The sequence below is a fragment of the Mesorhizobium sp. WSM4312 genome (assembly GCF_002294875.1).
Classification (GTDB): Bacteria; Pseudomonadota; Alphaproteobacteria; order Rhizobiales; family Rhizobiaceae; genus Mesorhizobium.
This window is the reverse complement of the sequence record NZ_NSFU01000006.1, coordinates 182414-199016: the sequence shown is the minus strand read 5'-3', so window position 1 is coordinate 199016 and position 16603 is coordinate 182414. Positions and strand designations below refer to the sequence as shown.

The 16603-nt window shown below is 64.2% G+C and carries 13 protein-coding genes; 4 read left to right on the top strand and 9 right to left on the bottom strand.

All coding sequences use genetic code 11. The features are described 5' to 3' along the window. Positions 1 to 161 precede the first annotated feature (161 nt). Positions 162 to 617, top strand: a complete 456-nt coding sequence (locus tag CK228_RS11650; RefSeq protein WP_095787952.1) for a L,D-transpeptidase — start codon at positions 162 to 164, stop codon at positions 615 to 617. A gap of 129 nt (positions 618 to 746) precedes the next feature. On the opposite strand, the gene CK228_RS11645 is transcribed toward CK228_RS11650, so the two are convergent. Both CK228_RS11645 and CK228_RS11640 read right to left on the bottom strand, forming a co-directional pair. After that, positions 747 to 3830 (bottom strand): efflux RND transporter permease subunit, encoded by a 3084-nt coding sequence (locus CK228_RS11645; protein ID WP_095787951.1) that lies wholly within the window; start codon positions 3828 to 3830, stop codon positions 747 to 749. Beyond that, on the bottom strand, positions 3827 to 5152 hold the full coding sequence (locus CK228_RS11640) for an efflux RND transporter periplasmic adaptor subunit (protein ID WP_095787950.1): 1326 nt from the start codon (positions 5150 to 5152) through the stop codon (positions 3827 to 3829). The genes CK228_RS11645 and CK228_RS11640 overlap by 4 nt, the downstream gene beginning before the upstream one ends. Before the next feature lie 145 nt (positions 5153 to 5297). Between CK228_RS11640 and CK228_RS11635 the strand changes: the two genes are divergently transcribed. Then, a complete protein-coding gene (locus CK228_RS11635; RefSeq protein ID WP_095772185.1) occupies positions 5298 to 5867 on the top strand; it encodes a TetR/AcrR family transcriptional regulator in 570 nt (189 codons plus the stop codon). 40 nt (positions 5868 to 5907) lie between these two features. On the opposite strand, the gene ugpC is transcribed toward CK228_RS11635, so the two are convergent. The 6 genes from ugpC to CK228_RS11605 form a co-directional block, all read right to left on the bottom strand. Continuing rightward, entirely contained in the window at positions 5908 to 6981 is a 1074-nt protein-coding gene (gene ugpC, locus CK228_RS11630) for a sn-glycerol-3-phosphate ABC transporter ATP-binding protein UgpC (RefSeq protein WP_095787949.1), read from the bottom strand. After that, on the bottom strand, positions 6968 to 7906 hold the full coding sequence (locus tag CK228_RS11625) for a PfkB family carbohydrate kinase (RefSeq protein WP_095787948.1): 939 nt from the start codon (positions 7904 to 7906) through the stop codon (positions 6968 to 6970). The genes ugpC and CK228_RS11625 overlap by 14 nt, the downstream gene beginning before the upstream one ends. Further along, on the bottom strand, positions 7906 to 8928 hold the full coding sequence (locus CK228_RS11620) for an SIS domain-containing protein (RefSeq protein ID WP_095787947.1): 1023 nt from the start codon (positions 8926 to 8928) through the stop codon (positions 7906 to 7908). Before CK228_RS11620 ends, CK228_RS11625 begins: the two co-directional genes overlap by 1 nt. Beyond that, a complete protein-coding gene (locus CK228_RS11615) occupies positions 8925 to 9770 on the bottom strand; it encodes a carbohydrate ABC transporter permease (protein WP_095787946.1) in 846 nt (281 codons plus the stop codon). The genes CK228_RS11620 and CK228_RS11615 overlap by 4 nt, the downstream gene beginning before the upstream one ends. Further along, positions 9770 to 10654, bottom strand: a complete 885-nt coding sequence (locus CK228_RS11610) for a sugar ABC transporter permease (RefSeq protein ID WP_095787945.1) — start codon at positions 10652 to 10654, stop codon at positions 9770 to 9772. Before CK228_RS11610 ends, CK228_RS11615 begins: the two co-directional genes overlap by 1 nt. 185 nt (positions 10655 to 10839) lie before the next feature. Continuing rightward, positions 10840 to 12078 (bottom strand): extracellular solute-binding protein, encoded by a 1239-nt coding sequence (locus CK228_RS11605; protein ID WP_095788047.1) that lies wholly within the window; start codon positions 12076 to 12078, stop codon positions 10840 to 10842. 220 nt (positions 12079 to 12298) lie between these two features. Between CK228_RS11605 and CK228_RS11600 the strand changes: the two genes are divergently transcribed. Next, positions 12299 to 13513 (top strand): ROK family transcriptional regulator, encoded by a 1215-nt coding sequence (locus CK228_RS11600; RefSeq protein ID WP_095787944.1) that lies wholly within the window; start codon positions 12299 to 12301, stop codon positions 13511 to 13513. Between the two features lie 102 nt (positions 13514 to 13615). Continuing rightward, on the top strand, positions 13616 to 15226 hold the full coding sequence (locus CK228_RS11595; protein WP_095787943.1) for an inorganic phosphate transporter: 1611 nt from the start codon (positions 13616 to 13618) through the stop codon (positions 15224 to 15226). Between the two features lie 163 nt (positions 15227 to 15389). Here the strand turns inward: CK228_RS11595 and CK228_RS11590 are convergent, their stop codons facing one another. Further along, complete coding sequence (locus CK228_RS11590; protein WP_095772193.1) at positions 15390 to 16235, bottom strand: MFS transporter; 846 nt, start codon at positions 16233 to 16235, stop codon at positions 15390 to 15392. Positions 16236 to 16603 lie beyond the last annotated feature (368 nt).

Genomic DNA, 16603 nt, shown 5'->3' with positions numbered 1-16603 from the left:
CGGGGTGCGATCGTCGTCGCTGTGGCCGCTTGGCCTGTTAACCAGAGGAAACAGATTCGAAACACAAACGAGGATTTCGCGAAATCGCCCCGAAACATGCCGCAACGATAAGCCGCTCATCGAATTTGGAGCCGGCCTGACCGGCAGAGAGAGGGGACATCATGCACACCACCATTTCCGCCAAGCTCATCAACATCACCGCCGCCGCGCTCACGGGTGCAGCACTTCTGTTCGGCGCCAATGCAGCCCATGCCGCCAACAAGATCGTGGCGCGGGTCTCGCTTTCGCAGCAGATCATGGAAGTTTCGGTCGATGGCCGGCCGACCTTCGCCTGGAAGGTTTCCACCGGTGACAGAGCGCATGTGACGCCGACCGGTTCGTTCAAGCCGACGCGCATGCATGAGATGTGGTACTCGAAAAAGTACGACAATGCGCCGATGCCGCACTCGGTGTTCTTCAGCGGCGGTTTCGCGGTGCACGCCACCTATGCCATCAAGCGCCTCGGCCAGCCGGCTTCGCATGGCTGCGTGCGGCTGCATCCGGACAATGCGGCCGATTTCTATCAGCTGGTCGAGACCTTTGGGCCGGCCAACACCAGCATCGTCATCGTCAAGTAGCAGGCTGTGAGCAGGCCGACGGATCGCCGCGCCTGTTCAGGACTCCTGCCGGAACATTCCGGCGGTATCGAGCGCAGCCAAAAAAAGAGGCCGGATTTTTCCGGCCTCTTTTTTGTTCTTCGGCTTCCATCAGTCCGGCAATGCCGGCATCAGCCTCGGATCCGGCTTTTCCGCGAGATGCGGCAGGTCCTTGCTGGCGATGAAGGTGTAGAACATGGGCACGACGAAGAGCGTGAACATGGTGCCGACCAGGATGCCTGTGAAGATGACCAGGCCCATCGAATAGCGGGCAGCAGCACCGGCGCCGCTCGACGTGATCAGCGGTACGACGCCTAGCGCCATAGCCGCCGTCGTCATCAGGATCGGCCGCAGGCGTACCTTGGCCGAGGCGATGATGGCGTCGCGCCGCCGCAGGCCATGCGCCTCGCGCTGCTGGTTGGCGAATTCGACCAGCAGGATGCCGTGCTTGGTGATCAGGCCGATCAGCGTGATCAGACCCACCTGCGTGTAGATGTTGAGCGTGCCGAGGCCGAGATTGAGCGGCACGATCGCGCCGAAGATCGACAGCGGCACCGCCATCATGATGATCAGCGGGTCGCGGAAGCTTTCAAACTGCGCCGCCAGCACCAGATAGATGACGATGACAGCCGCTGCGAAAGCGATCAGGATGGTGTTGCCCTGTTCCTTCTCCTGCCGGGACTGGCCGGAATAGTCGATGAAGAAGGTGTCGGGCAGGCTCTCCCTGGCAATATCCTCGAGGACCTTCAACCCGTCGCCCGTGGTGACGCCGGGCAGCGGCAGTGCCGAGATGGTCGACGAATTCAGCTGGTTGAACTGTTCGATCGCCGCCGGCGAGGCATTGTTCGAAATCTTCACCACGGCCGACAGCGGCACCATCTCGCCCGTCACGCTGCGCACGAAATACTCGCCGAGCTTTTCGGGGTTGTCGCGGAATTGCTGCGGCACCTGGGGGATGATGTCATAGCTGTTGGAGTCGCGGTCGAACTGCGCCACTTCGGCGCCGCCGACCAGCAGCGTCAACGTCCGGCCGATATCGGCGATCGGCAAGTTCAGCGCGGCGGCTCGGTCGCGGTCGATGGTGACCGTCACCTGCGGCGAATCGTAGGACATCGAGTTCTGCACGACGATGAAACGGCCGGAGGCCTGTGCCTTGTTCTTGATCTGCTCGGCGGCCTTGTACACTTCCGCGGTATCGCCGGTCGAGCGCACGACCAGGGCGATCGGCAGGCCGCCACCGGAGCCCGGCAGCGTCGGCGGGGCGAAGACGAAGGCCTGCACGCCCGCCACCTTGGCGATACGAGCCGTGATGTCGGCCTGCAGTTCCTTCGAATTGCGCTTGCGCTCCGCCCAATCCTTGAAGGCAAAGCCGACGAAGGCGCTGTTTGTCGTGCCGCCGAAGGCGACCGCCGAGAACTGCGCCCGCGTTTCCGGAATATCCCTCACCAGGCCGAGCATCTGGTTCACATAGGTTTCGGTGTAATCCGATGTCGCATAGGTCGGTCCGGTCACGAGCGAGAGCAGGAAGCCCTGATCCTCTTCCGGCGCCAACTCGCTCGAGGTCTTGGTGAACATGAAGCCGGTCACGCCGACGAGCGCGAGCACGATGATCAGCGTCAAAGGACGATAGTTCAGCGAACCGGTGACGGCACGCTCATAGACGTGCTCGACCCGCGCGAAAATGCCGTCGACAATGCGCTGGAAACGGCCTGGTGTGCCGGCCTTCAGGAGGCGCGCCGACATCATCGGGGTGATGGTCACGGCGATGACGCCCGACAGCACCACCGAGCCGGCGAGCGTCACCGCAAATTCGCGGAACAGCGCGCCGGTCAGGCCGCCGGTGAAGGCCAGCGGCGCGAACACGGCGGCCAGCGTCATGGTCATGGCGACGATGGCCGAGGCGATCTCGCGCATGCCGCTGAACGCGGCCTGCATCGGCGTCATGTGGTCCTCTTCCATGTGGCGGTGGATGTTCTCCACCACCACGATGGCGTCATCGACCACAAGACCGATCGCCAGCACCATGGCCAGCAGCGACAGAAGGTTGATCGAATAGCCCACCGCAAACAACAGGAAGCAGACGCCGATCAGCGACAACGGAATGGTGATGATCGGCATCATCACCGAACGGAATGAGCCGAGGAACAGAAGGATGACCAGGACGACGATGGCAACAGCCTCGCCGATGGTCTTGAACACCTCCTCGATCGAGGCGCTGATCTGCCCGGTCGCGTCGTAGACGACCTCGATGGTCATGCCTTTCGGCAGCGTTTCCTGGATCTGCGGCACGAGCTTGGTGAGCGCTGCCGCGGTGGTCAGCGGGTTGGCCGCGGGGGTCGGGAAGATGGCGAGGAAGGTGCCGGGCTTGCCGTTGAAGGAGACCCTGGTGTCGGTATTTTCCGCGCCGAGTTCGACGCGGGCGACGTCGCGCAGCCGCACCACATTGCCGTCGGTCGAGCGCAAGGGCAGTTCGGCGAAGGCTTCCGGCGTCTGCAGCGTCGAGCGCACGGTGATCGACGAGACGACATATTCGTTCTGGGTGTTGCCGGGCGCCGACAGGAAGTTGGAATTGTTGATCGCCGTCAGCACTTCCGCCGCCGTCACACCGCGTGCGGCAAGCCGGACGGGGTCGATCCAGACGCGCATCGAGTATTGCTGGGCGCCGAAGATCTGGACGTCGGCGACGCCTTCGACCGTCGACATGCGGGGCCGGATGACGCGCTCGATATACTCCGTCAGCTGCTCCTTCGTCATGTTCGGATTCTGCATCGAGATGTACATCATCGCGAACTGCTGGCCGGTGCCCTTGACGATGACAGGGTCCTTGGATGCATCCGGCAAGGTGCCGCGCACGCCCTGGACCTTGGACAGCACTTCGGTCAGCGCCACATCGGGGTTGGAGCCGAGCTTCATCTGCACCGTCACGGTGCTGGAGGACGGACGGCTGGACGAAGTGACGTAGTCGATGTTCTCGGTCGAGGCGACGGCGCGCGCGATCGGGGCGGAAATGAAGCCCTGGATCAGGTCGGCGCTGGCGCCCGGATAGGCCGTCGTGATCGTGATCGCGGTTTCGTCAACCTTCGGATACTGGCGGATCGACAGGTTGAAGATGCCCTGGAAACCCAGGAGCAGGATCATGCAGGCAAGGACCGTCGACAGGACGGGCCGGCGAATGAAGAGATCGGAAAAGCTCATTGCTGGTCGGCCTGCTTGTTCGCCGATTTGGTCGGGTCGATGGTGTTGTCGACATTGACGGACATGCCGTTGAAGAGGCGGTTCTGACCTGCGGTGACGACCTCGTCGCCGGCCTTCAGCCCTTCGACGATCTCGACCATGCCCTGATTGCGGCGGCCGGGCTTGACAAAGACCTGCGACAGCACCAGCGCGGGCTTGTCGCCCTCCGCCGCCGGCTTGGCCGGGTCGGTGGCCGGTTTGGTGGCATCGGAAGCGGTCTTGTCCGCCGGCTTTGTGGCATCGGCGGCAGGCTTCATGGCATCGGCTGGCTTGGCATCCGCCGGCTTGTCGGTAGCCGCCGCGGCTGGCTTTTCTTCCGGCTTGGCGGGCTGCGCCGGGGCCGTGCCGGCGGGCTTGGCCGGCTGCACCACGAAGATGTAGTCGCCATAAAGGCTGGTGGTCAGCGCCGTCTGCGGCAGCGTCAGCACGTTCTGCTCCTCGGGCAGTTCGACACGCACCTGGACGAACTGGCCAGGGGTCAGCTTGCCGTCGGGATTGGCGACTTCCGCCCGGATGTTCACCAGCCGGCTGGACGGGTCGATCTTGGGGTCGATGCCCCGGATCTCGCCGGCAAACGGCATGTCCGCGCCGCTCAAGCCCAGCCGAACCGTCTGGCCGATCTTGAGCAGCGGCAGCTGCTGTTCGGGGATCGAGAAATCGACCCGCATCGTGTCAAGATCCTGCAGTGTCACCACGGCGGTGCCGGGCGCCATATACTGCCCGACATCGATCTTCGGAATGCCGACCGTGCCGCCGAAAGGCGCCGTCAGCTGCTTCTGGTCGAGCACGGCCTGCAGCTTGGTGACCTGGGACGCCGAAGCCGAGGCCGCCGCACGTGCCGTGTCCAGCGTCGAGTCGGAACCGACGCCACGCCTGGTCAGTTCGATCGCGCGAGCCAGCGATGTCTGATCGAGCGCGGCCTGCGCCTTCTGTGCGTCGAGATCGGCGCGCTCGACGGCATCGTCGAGCTGCAGCAGCACCGCATTGGCCGCCACTTTCTGGTTGGCATGGAAAAGGATGTCCTTGACGATGCCGGTGGTCTCGACCGTCAGGTCGACGCCGCGCACGGCTCGCACCGTACCGATCGCCTCGACGCCCGGCGTCCAGCTCGACGGCTTGGCGATGGTCGTTGAAACGGTCGCCGCCGGCGGCTTCATCGTGGCGAAAAACTGCTTGATGCCGTTGTCGCGCAGGAAGTTGAACCCGACGATGCCGCCGACCACAACGACCAGAACGGCCAGAACGAGAATGATGACGAAGAAACGGAGTATGCGCTTGAACAAGGAAGTCCCCTCAGTCGAAATCCGGCGCGAAGCGCGGACACCGGGACACATATCGACTGCGGGTCCCGATTTCAAATGGTGGCGGCTTTACTGTACCGTCTGGACGGTCTTGTCAATTGGGCCTAAGCTTGCGAAGGGAGGCGCCATGAGAGCCCAACGACGGAACTCGCGCGAGAAGATACTCGCGGCGGCGGCTGATGTTGCCCGGGAATCCGGGCCCGGCAGCCTGTCGCTGGATGCCGTCGCCAGCCGCGCCGGCGTGTCCAAGGGTGGGTTGCTCTACAATTTCCCAACCAAGGCCAAATTGATGCAGGGGCTGGTCGAAGGCTATCTGCGTGATTTCGAGCAGGCGCTGGAGACCGCCAACAGCAACGACGATGGTAAAAATCCGCTCGCCGTCTACATCAGGCTGTCGGCCGATGATTGCGAGGAAAAGCGACCCTCGGCCTCATGGATCTTTTCGGCGATCGCCGAGGATCCCGATTTCATGACGCCGATAAAGACATTCAAGCGGCAGCTTTTCGAACGGCTGAAGGGCGAAACATCAGATCTCAAATCGCTGCTGGTCTGTTACCTCGCCATCGAGGGGCTGCGCAGCATGAACCTTTTCGATTCCGATGTGCTGTCGAAGGACGAACGGGAACTGCTGGTGGCGTCGCTGCTGGAGATCGCCAGTTCGCCAGATGCCCACCAAGCTTCCGGGACGCAATCTTGACGGCTTTCCGCCGGCAGGCACCGGGTTTTCCGGGGCAGACTCAAAAGGCCTTGCCGGTGTCAGGGTCGAAGAGCCGCAGCGCGTCCTCGCTGAAGGCGAAGCTTGCCGCCTGACCTTTCGCGACGCGGCACGCCGGCGGCAGGCAGGCCGTCAGCCGCTGTGTGCCGATCCGTGCGGTGGTGACCAGTTCGGGACCGGTCAACTCGACGACTTCTATTTCCACCGGCAGTGACGGCGCGGTCGCATCCGCGGCGACCCGCAATGCTTCGGGCCTGATGCCGACCACAACCCGCGCTCCGTCCAACACCGTGTCGCGGAAATGGGCGGGCAAGGGCAGGCTCGCCTTGGCGCCATCGATGGCCAGCATGGTCCCTTGAACCGTCGCCTGCAGCATGTTCATCGACGGCGCGCCGACAAAGCCGGCGACATAGAGCGTTGCCGGCTCGTTGTAGATCTCCTCGGGCGTGCCGAGTTGCTCGATCCTGCCGTCGCGCATCACCGCGATGCGGCTCGCCAGCGTCATTGCCTCGATCTGGTCGTGGGTGACGTAGACGACGGTTGTCTGCAGCATCTGGTGCAGGCGCTTCAGCTCGGTGCGCATCTCCAGGCGCAGCTTGGCGTCGAGATTGGACAAAGGCTCGTCGAAGAGGAAGACCTGCGGCTTGCGCACCAGTGCCCTGCCGATGGCGACGCGCTGGCGCTGGCCGCCGGAAAGCTGGCTCGGCTTGCGGTCGAGCAGGGCTTCGATCTGCAGCAGTCTTGCCGCCTCGGCCACCGCCTTTTCGCGCTCATCGGCGGCGACGCCGCGCATTTCCAGACCAAAGCCGATATTACGGCGCACGGTCAGGTTCGGATACAGCGCGTAGGACTGGAAGACCATGGCGATGTCGCGGTTCTTGGGGTGAACGCCAAGGATCGAGCGGCCGCCGATCAGCACGTCGCCGCTCGTCGCTTCGGCGAGGCCGGCGATGATGTTGAGAAGCGTTGACTTTCCGCAACCCGACGAGCCGAGCAGCACCAGGAATTCGCCGCTCTGCAGCGCGATGTCGATGCCTTTGAGCGTTTCGACGCTGCCGTAATTCTTGCGGACGTTGCGGATTTCAAGCGCGCTCATGCGTGGCTTCCCTTGGATGCACCGGTTCGCCGTAGTTACGGGGCAAGGTTGATATGGCGCGCGACGCCACCTGCGTCGCGGCTGCAAGCGAGGCGGTCAGCGTCTGGTCCTGCGCCAGTGCGGCCAGGAGGGCCGCATTGAAAACATCGCCGGCGCCGATCGTGTCGATGACCTTGACGTCCGGCGCGGTCGCCGTGACCAGCGCTCCGCCGGGCCCGATGGCGACCGCCCCTTCGGGGCCGCGCTTGGCGACGGCGGTCGCGCCCTTCTTCATGCTGGACTGGATTTGCCGCGCGGCCTCGACCGGATCGGGCAGGCCGGCCAGGGTCACGGTCTCCACCTCATTGAACAAAGCAAGGTCGCAACGCGCGAGCCAGGTGCGGGCCGCCTTGCAGTTCGCCGGGGTCCAGCCCTCAATCGGCCAGCCGGTGTCCAGCGCCACAGCTATGTCGTGCCCGCTCGCCCAGTCGAAGAACGCTTCGTAGTCGCGGGTCAGATCATCGGTGAGGAAGGAGCCGCACAGCAACGCATAGCCGCCGGTGAGGCGCTTGCCGTCGAGCACCGAAAATACGTCGGCAAGGCTGAAGCGAGGCAGGTGGCCACGCGTGGTGAAAAACGTCCTTTCGCCGTCAGGATGGGTCATGCCGACCGAAAGCGTCGTGCTCTCCGGGCGCACCGGCCATTTGTCGGCGCGGGCGCCGAACGCCTCACGCAGCCAGCGGCCGAACTGGTCGTCGCCGACATTGGCGGCGATCTCGAAATCAATGCCCAGCGCCTGCCAGGCGAGCCCGGTGTTGCCGGCCTGTCCACCAACGCGCAGATCGTCGTGATCGACGACGGTTTCCGTGCCTGCCTTCGGCCATGGCGCGACCGGGCCGACAATCAGGTCGACATTGACATTGCCGATCACCGCGAGCGGACGCATCACTCGCTCCTGGTGATCTTGGTCGAGCGCACGGGCGTGCCGGCATTGTCGACGCGGCTGTCGGCGAAGGCGATCATCAGGCGCTGTGCCACCGGCAGCATGGCGAAGATCGCGGCGAGACCCGAAGCCGGCTTGAACGAGAGCGTGACAGCGCCCGCGACCGGCGATTGTCCGGAGGCGTCGAAGATGATCAGCGGCGCGCCGGCGTCGGCCACGGAAAGGGCCATCGCCGTCACCAGTTCCGCCGTCGGATCGTTGCCGCGAAACAGGATGACGCCGATTTTTTGGCCGAGCATCTCCATCGGTCCGTGCCGCAACTGGCCGCCTTCGAGCGAGAAGCAGGGCAGCCGGGACAGTTCGGTGAGGCCGAGCGCCAGCGCCTCGGCCACGCCTTGCAGGCGGCGGCCGGAGGTGACGATGGTCGTCACCTCCTCCAGCGCTGCGAGCGCTTGCGCGATGCCATTGTCCTGCTTCTGATCCAGTGCGCCAAGAGCGGCACTTGGGTCCTCACCCAACGCGGCCAGGATGGCCAGATGCAAGGCGAAGGTCACGGTCAGGCTGCGGGTGGCGGCGAAGGCCAGTTCGGTGCCGCCGGCGCCGACCAGGCAAGGCGCGGTGCGGGCGAGAAAGGAGCCGCCCTCGAGCGTCAGACCGAAAATATCAGCAGTGCTTCCAGCTTCCGCAAACCACCTGACGACCTCCGCGCTCTCGCCGGACTGCGAGGTGACGAGCACCGTCCTGTCGTCCAGCGGCACCGGCTGGCCGAGCTGTTCCGAGAGCGGCAGTGCCAGCGCATCGATGCCGAGCGCGCGATAAAGCGGTTCGACGGCGCGCCCGACGGCATGCGAGCCGCCCATGCCGAGCAGCAGCAGCCGGCCGGTCTTCCCGATCGAGGCTGCGACCTGAGCCGCCATCGCAGCGTTGTTCTCGAACGAAGCACGCGCATCCGCATGCTGGCGCGCCATTTCGCGGTCGATGGCGACCAGTCCGGCCGGTCGAATTCTTGTTGCAGTCATCGTCATCCTTTCACACCGCCGCTGGTCAGGCCCGAGATCAGCGCCCGCTGCATGACGAGGCCGATCAGCACCGGCGGCAAAGCGGCCAGCACGCCGGCGGTGGCAATCAGCCCGTAGTCGGAAACACGGCCGCCGGCCAAATCGGCGATGGCGACAGTCAAGGTCTTGGCGCGCTGGTCGGAGGTGAACAGCAGCGCATAGAAGAATTCGTCCCAGGCGAGCAGCACGGCAAACAGCGCCGATGTCGCCATCACTGGTGCCGCCAGCGGCAGCGTGATGATGCGTAGCGTCTGGAACAGGCCGGCGCCGTCGATCATCGCCGCCGCCTCGATCTCGCGCGGGATGGAGTCAAAGCCGGATTTCATCAGCCAGGTGGTGAAGGGCGCCAATATGGTCAAATAGACCAGCGCCAGTCCGAAGACATTGTTGAGCAGGCCGAGATGCGACAGGCCCATATAGAGCGGCACGGCGAGCGCCACCGGCGGCAGCATGTAGGTGGCGATGACCATCGACAGCGACCAGCCGATCGCCGGCGTGCGCGAGACCGCCCAGCCGGCGGGGATGGCCAAGGCGAGCGCGGCCAGCGTCGCCATGCCGGCGATCTCCAGGCTGTTGCGCAGCGACGAGGTGAAGGCGGCGCCGGCGCTGTTTTCGGCGGTCGACAGCAATGTCTGGTAGCGCGAGAAGTCGGCAGCCTGCGGCCACCAGCGCAGCGGCTTGGCGGCGAGATCGGCGGCCGGCGAAATGCTCATGATGAACAGCCAGGCGATCGGCGCCAGGATGATGGCGGCGAGCAGCAGCGCGCAGGCATAGATGAAAAGGGTGAAGGCGGGGCTTCTGCGTTCCATCAGACGGCACTCCCGGCGGTCTTCTTCACCAATGCCGCATAGGCGACGGCGAGCACGGTGACGAGCAAGGTGACGATCAGCGCCAGCGACGCGCCGGAGCCGGCGCGCTGGAAAGAGAAGGCTTCCTGGTAAACGAGGATCGACAGCGTGCGCGTGCTGTTTGCCGGGCCGCCGCGGGTCATCACCCAGATGATGTCGAAGACCTTGAAGGCCTCGATGGTGCGCAGCACCAGCGCCACCATCAGCGGGCCGGCGAGATAGGGCAGGATGACGAAGCGGAAGCGGTTGAACGGTCCCGCGCCATCGACAAGCGAGGCGGCGGTGATGTCGCGCGGCACCGCCTGCAAAGCGGCGAGCGCGATCAGCGCCACCAGCGGAAAGTTCTTCCAGCAGTCGGCGACGATCAGCGCCGTCAGCGCCGTTCCCGGCTCACCCAGCCAGGAGCGGTAGGCGTCGATGAGATTGAGTTGCGTCAGCGCGGCGTTCAGCGCGCCATATTCGGGATTGTAAATCAGCCGCCACAGCGTGGCGTTGACCACGGTCGGCAATGCCCAGGGCAGGATCATCACGGCGCGCAGGACGGCGCGGCCGTGGAACTGCTGATTGAGCAGCAAGGCGGCGAGAACGCCGATCACCATTTCGGCGGCCACCGAAATGACGGCGAACAGCGTCGTGGTGACCAGCGTGCGCGAGAAATTCGAGCTCGACAGCATGTTGGCGTAATTGTCGAAGCCGACGTAATTGCCGCCGGTGCCGACCAGCTTGGCGTCGGTGAAGGAAAGACCGACCGTATCGACCAGCGGCCAGCCGATGACGGCGACCATGACCACGAGCAGCGGCAGCATCAGCAACCAGGCACGGGTCGTCATCCAGGTGCTCGACATCAGAGCAGCCTCTCTTCATTCATGGTGATTTCAGACATAGCACGGGCGGCACTCGCGCATGACCCCGGAAGTCGGAACCGACTTCCGGAAAGGATCATGCGCAAGATCAGAAGCGCTACAGCGTCCTTTGCGCGTCCAAGGGACGGGCGGCCCTGTAGTGCCGCCCGCAACTGGAGAACAATGCCTCAGAGGCCACTGTTTTGCGCGGCGGTCTTCAGGGCGTCTTCCGGCGACGATTGGCCAAGCAGCGATTCCTGGATGGCCTGCTGCAGCGCGGTCGACAGTTCCTGGTATTTCGGCGTGGTCGGACGCGGATACATGGCGGCGAGGCCGAGCTTGGCGGCGGCGATCAGCTCTTCCTGGCCCTTGGTGACGGCCGGGTCGTCATAGGACGAGGCCCAGATCGGCAGCGACAGCTTGGCGTACTGGTTCTGCGTCGCCTGCGAGGTCATGTATTCGATGTATTTCCAGGCTTCGTCCGGATGCTTCGAGACCGCGGTGACGCCGAGGCCCATCGACCCGTTGACGGCCGACACCTCGCTGATGCCGGTGACACCCGGCGCCGGCACCACGCCGACCTTGCCCGCGACCTTCGAGTCCTTCGGATCGTTGGCCATGTTGTACATGTAGGTCCAGTTGAGCGCGAAGGCGGCGTCGCCGTTTTCGAAGACCTTGCGCACGTCCTCTTCCAGGAATTCCTTGGAATTCGGGTTGGTGAGGCCGGACTTGTAGCTGTCGACCATGTATTTCAGCGCCGAGAGGCCGCCGCCATTCTGGAAGTCCGGCTTGCCGTCCTTGAGGAAGTCGCCGCCATAGGCGCTGACCAGCGTGGTGTAGTCGCAGATCGCGGCCTCGGCCTGCGACCAGCTCCAGGCGATCGGCGTCTTCAGCAGGCCCTTGTCCTGGATGATCTTGGCCTGCGCGCCAAGCTCTTCCCAGGTCTTCGGCGGCGTCTTGATGCCGGCCTTTTCCAGGATGTCCTTGTTGTAGAACAGGTATTTGGTGTCGAGAATCCACGGCATGCCATAGTATTTGCCGTCGTACTGGACCGTGGTCCAGGCGCCGGGCAGCACGCCCTTCTTCATGTCGTCGGTGATCTTCGACGAAACGTCGACCAGCACCTTGTTGGTGGCGTATTCGGCCGGCCAGATGACGTCGAACAGCACGACGTCGTAGCCGCCGCCCGAACCCTGGGCCAGCACGGTCTTGTCGTGCAGGCCTTCGTAGGGAACGAATTCGAGATTGACCTTGACGTCAGGATTGGCCTTGGTGAAGGCGTCCGTCATGGCGCGCACATCGGCCTCGCTGTAGGCGGCCTGCGCCATGAACAGCGCATTGAGCGTCGTATCGGCGAAAGCGTGAGGGACGAGCAGTCCTCCGGCGAAGACCGCGCCGACCAGTGTCTTGGTGATTGTCTTAAGCATCTTCTTCTCCCATTTCCGGCGTTGACGGGCCGGCGATGCGGGCGTTTCGCTTCGCCTTCCCGGATCCATGTCGCGTGACCTGATGCTTACCCGGCTGACCGGTGGCGACAGGCGGAAGCCCTTGGCCATCTTGTTCTGGGACATTCAGTTTGCATTAAGTCAACTCGCTTGACTTAATTAGTCGATCAATATTCTAATGGAGTCAAGAGGGGAAAAGCCGGTGGATGACATCAGCGCGATCCGCGCCAAAAGCGGCACCAACCAGGAAGGCACCAGCGCACACAACCGCCGGGTCATGATCGAGGCGCTGCGTCTCAATGGCGCCCTGTCGCGGGCCGACCTGGCGCGGGCGACGCAGCTCACCAAGCAGGCGGTCTCCAACATCATCGAAGATCTCGAAAGCGACGGCCTGGTCGTCGCGCTCGACGCGGTGCGCAAGGGCAGGGGGCAGCCGTCGACGCCCTACAGGCTGGTGCCTGAAGGCGCCTTCGCCATCGGCTTGCATATAGACCGCCATCTGACGCGCGCCGTGGCCGTCGACCTGATGGGCAGCGTGCTGGCGCGGGCCGAGGCGAACCTGCCTTTCGATGAGCCGTCGAAGGGTGTCGAGATCATCCTGAAGCTGATCGTCGGTGTGCGCCGTGACCTGGCCAGCATTTCGGTCCAGTCGGAAAAACGGCTGGTCGGTCTCGGTGTTGCCATGCCCGGTCCTTTCGGACTGAAGGATTCGGACGACAAATGGATGATGCCGGCCTGGCAGAAGTTTCCGCTGCTGGAGGCGCTGGCCAAAGGCACGGGGCTGAATGTCGGCCTGCAGAACGATGCCGCCGCCTGCGCCACTGCCGAACGTATCGTCGGCGCGGCACATGGCGTCGACCACGCGGTCTGTCTCTATGTCGGCTACGGCATCGGCGCCGGGCTGATCCTCAATGGCGAACTCTACAGCGGCGGCCATGGCAATGCCGGCGAAATCGGCATGGCGCTGCTGGCGCCCGCCGGACCGGGCTCGACGCCGCTCGAGCACCGCGCCTCGCTGGCCTCGCTCTACCAGCATCTAGGCCTCAATCCGGCGGACAGTGATATCTACGAACAGATGAACGCCCTGGTGCTGGCCGAGGATGCCAAGATGATGGCCTGGATCGACGGGGCAGCGCATGATCTGCGCTGGAGCGTGCATCTCATCGAGACGATCTTCGATCCGCAGACCGTGATCCTGACCAGTGGCGCGCCGGAAGCGCTGGCGCGCCGGCTTGTCGAGGCAATGCACCCGCTGCTGCCGTCGATCGCCGACCGGCCCGCAAGAATGTTGCCTCGCCTGCAACTCGGCACCACCGACCCCTGGTCGATCGCGCTCGGTGCGGCCGCGGCGCCGATCAGCCGCGCCTTCGATCCGCTGTTCTCGGCGATCCTGAAGACGCGTTCCGCTCCGGCATAGGAGCTCCCAAGGCGGAAACCCTTATTTCGGCGTCACACAGGGTTCATCGTGCGGACATAGCGTCTTTCCCAGTTCTTTGCTGCAATGCAATAGGAGTGGGACATGGTGGACATAGTGTCTAGTGAGGCGGGCATTCCGAGACCGGATCATCCGCTGGACAGTTCGGGCGGCGCGAAGTGGTTCCTGCCGGCCTTCGGCGTGCTGGTTCTGGTCGGCGTGGTCTATGTCGGCTACGCGCTGAGCCAGGACCTGGCGGTGGCCAAGACCGTGCCGTGGATCCTGCTCGGCATCGCCTTGCTGATCGCGCTCGGCTTCGAATTCGTCAACGGCTTCCACGATACCGCCAATGCGGTGGCGACCGTCATCTACACGCGCTCCCTGCCGGCCGAATTCGCCGTCATGTGGTCGGGCGTCTTCAACTTCCTCGGCGTTCTCACCTCCAGCGGCGCGGTGGCCTTCGGCATCCTGTCGCTGCTGCCGGTCGAGCTGATCCTGCAGGTCGGCTCCTCCTCCGGCTTTGCCATGGTGTTCGCGCTGCTCGTCGCCGCGATCCTGTGGAACCTCGGCACCTGGTTCCTCGGCCTGCCGGCATCGAGCTCGCACACGATGGTCGGCTCGATCATCGGCGTAGGCCTCGCCAACCAGTTCATGGCGCCGTCCGGCAGCGCCACCAGCGGCGTCGACTGGTCACAGGCGACCAATGTCGGCGTGACCTTGCTGGTGTCGCCGATCATCGGTTTCTTCGCCGCCGCGATCCTGCTCTATGCGATGAAGCTTCTGGTTCGCAATCCGGCCCTCTACGAAGCCCCGAAAGGCAATGCTCCGCCGCCTTGGTGGATCCGCGGCCTGCTGATCTTCACCTGCACCGGCGTCAGCTTCGCGCATGGCTCCAATGACGGGCAGAAGGGCATGGGCCTGATCATGCTGATCCTGATCGGCGTGGTGCCGACGGCCTATGCGCTGAACCGCACGCCCGACATCAACTATCTCGAAGCCTACAAGTCGGCTTCAGCCAATGTCGAAACGGCGCTGGGCAAATATGCGAAGCCCGGCGTCACCGTCACGGATGCCAAGGATGCCAAGGCAGCCGTTCAGGATGCCGTGCGCACCCGCAGCTGGAGCGACAAGACAACGGTCGCGCTGCAGACCTACATCCACAACACGACGGCGGGACTGCAGCCCTACGCGTCGGTCGACAACGTGCCGACCGATCTGGTCAGCAACGCCCGCAACGACATCTATCTGATCGGCGAGGCGCTCAAGCTGATCGACAAGAAGCAGCTGTTGCCGATGCAGGGCGCCGATCTCAAGGCGGTGACCGACTACCACAAGGCCGTCGACAATGCGACGAAGTTCATCCCTCTCTGGGTGAAGATCGCGGTGGCGCTGGCGCTGGGTCTCGGCACCATGGTCGGCTGGAAACGCATCGTCGTCACGGTCGGCGAGAAGATCGGCAAGAGCCACCTGACCTATGGCCAGGGCGCGGCGGCCGAACTCATCGCCATGGTGACCATCGGCATGGCCGACCGGCTCGGCCTGCCGGTTTCGACCACCCATGTGCTGTCGTCGGGCGTCGCCGGAACGATGGCCGCCAATGGCTCAGGCCTGCAATGGTCGACGGTGCGCAACCTGCTGCTGGCCTGGGTGTTGACCCTGCCGTGCTCGATCGCGCTTGCCTTCGTGCTGTTCATCGTCTTCCGCCAGGTGTTCTGAGCGTCAGACCCTCAAGAGAACGGCGCCACCTGCGGCGCCGTTCTCTTTCTCGGCCTATCCTGCGAAGACCAATGAAGAGTCAGAGCGTGCGTCTTCCCAAGCGGGCGCGCCGCTTCGAACGGTTCAGCTTTCGATGGAATGGTTGGCCGGCTCCAGCCGAGGCTCACCGCCGCACAACGTCCGCCCTGTTACGGCGGCGCAGCTGGCGTAGCGACAACATGTGCAGCAGGATCGAGCTTGGCACCACGAATGCAGGGGTCAGCACACCCGGATAATCGCCTGCGCCGATGCTCTGCACATCAGGGACAATCAACTGCCATGGGCCGGGCGAGGTGATCATGCCCATGGTGATCGCGACAGCGAAGTCGGCAAGCCCGAGGATGTTCCAGAGAGTTGCCGCCCTCCGGCCTTTGTCTGTGCCGGTCGCCACTGCGATCGCAGCCGGCAACGCGAACAATCCGGTCAGCATGTCGCCGATGCCTGCCGGCGCTGCGAAAACGCCAGGCAGCGTGCCACGCAGCCAGGCCGCGATAGCCCAGGTGCCGAACACGCGGTAGAGCTGAAGCATCACGAGCCAGCGCGCTGGCATCGCATCGAGCACCAGCCCGATCCGCTTCGAGAGCAGCAGGAGCGGCGCCCCGATGATCACCGGCAGGAAGATCGCCGATGGCAATACCGGAAAAGACGCGGTGTCCGCGTGGAAGAAGCCGTTGATCGCGGCGCTCCAGGCGAAGGCGAGCCACAGCGTGTCCGGGATCATGATCGCCAGCCAGGTCGTGCGGCGTTGAGCTGGCGTCAGGCTCGTGTGTTCGAGGCCGAGCCACAATCCCAGCGCGATGAGCCCGTGGGCCGCGAGCTGGTGGGCCGTGGTCGGAATGCCGGTGGCCGGGATCGCCGGCCATCTGTAGATCACCAGGAGCCAAAGCAAAGTGAGCGGCGCAAACCAGAGCAGGCCGCGCCAGGCGTCACGTGATGAAACGATAGCGGGGGAAACAGCTTCGACGGTCATCGGCGGCACTCCATTAAGCCCAGGGCAATTCCAGGAAAAGTGTGAGCGGTTTTCCGTCTGGAATTGCGTCAAAACAAAGAGTTAGAGCGGTTCGCCGTTTCCATGAAACGGTGAAACGCGCTAGCGCATTTGCCTGCTCAAATGTACGCCCGCTTTCAGCGAGCCAATATCCGCGACAATCTTGATAGGCTGTGAAGAAGAACTTCACAGTCTGGCTGGGCTTGCTCGAAGGCGTGCCTACGCGGTCGCACCGTAGTTTCGCCGACCTGCCGCGGAACTCATGGTGACGGCCAGGCGGATCGCATCCTTGTCCCGCATGCCTGGCAGCGCTCCTGATAGGCACGATACGCCGCGCCGGTTGATCAACC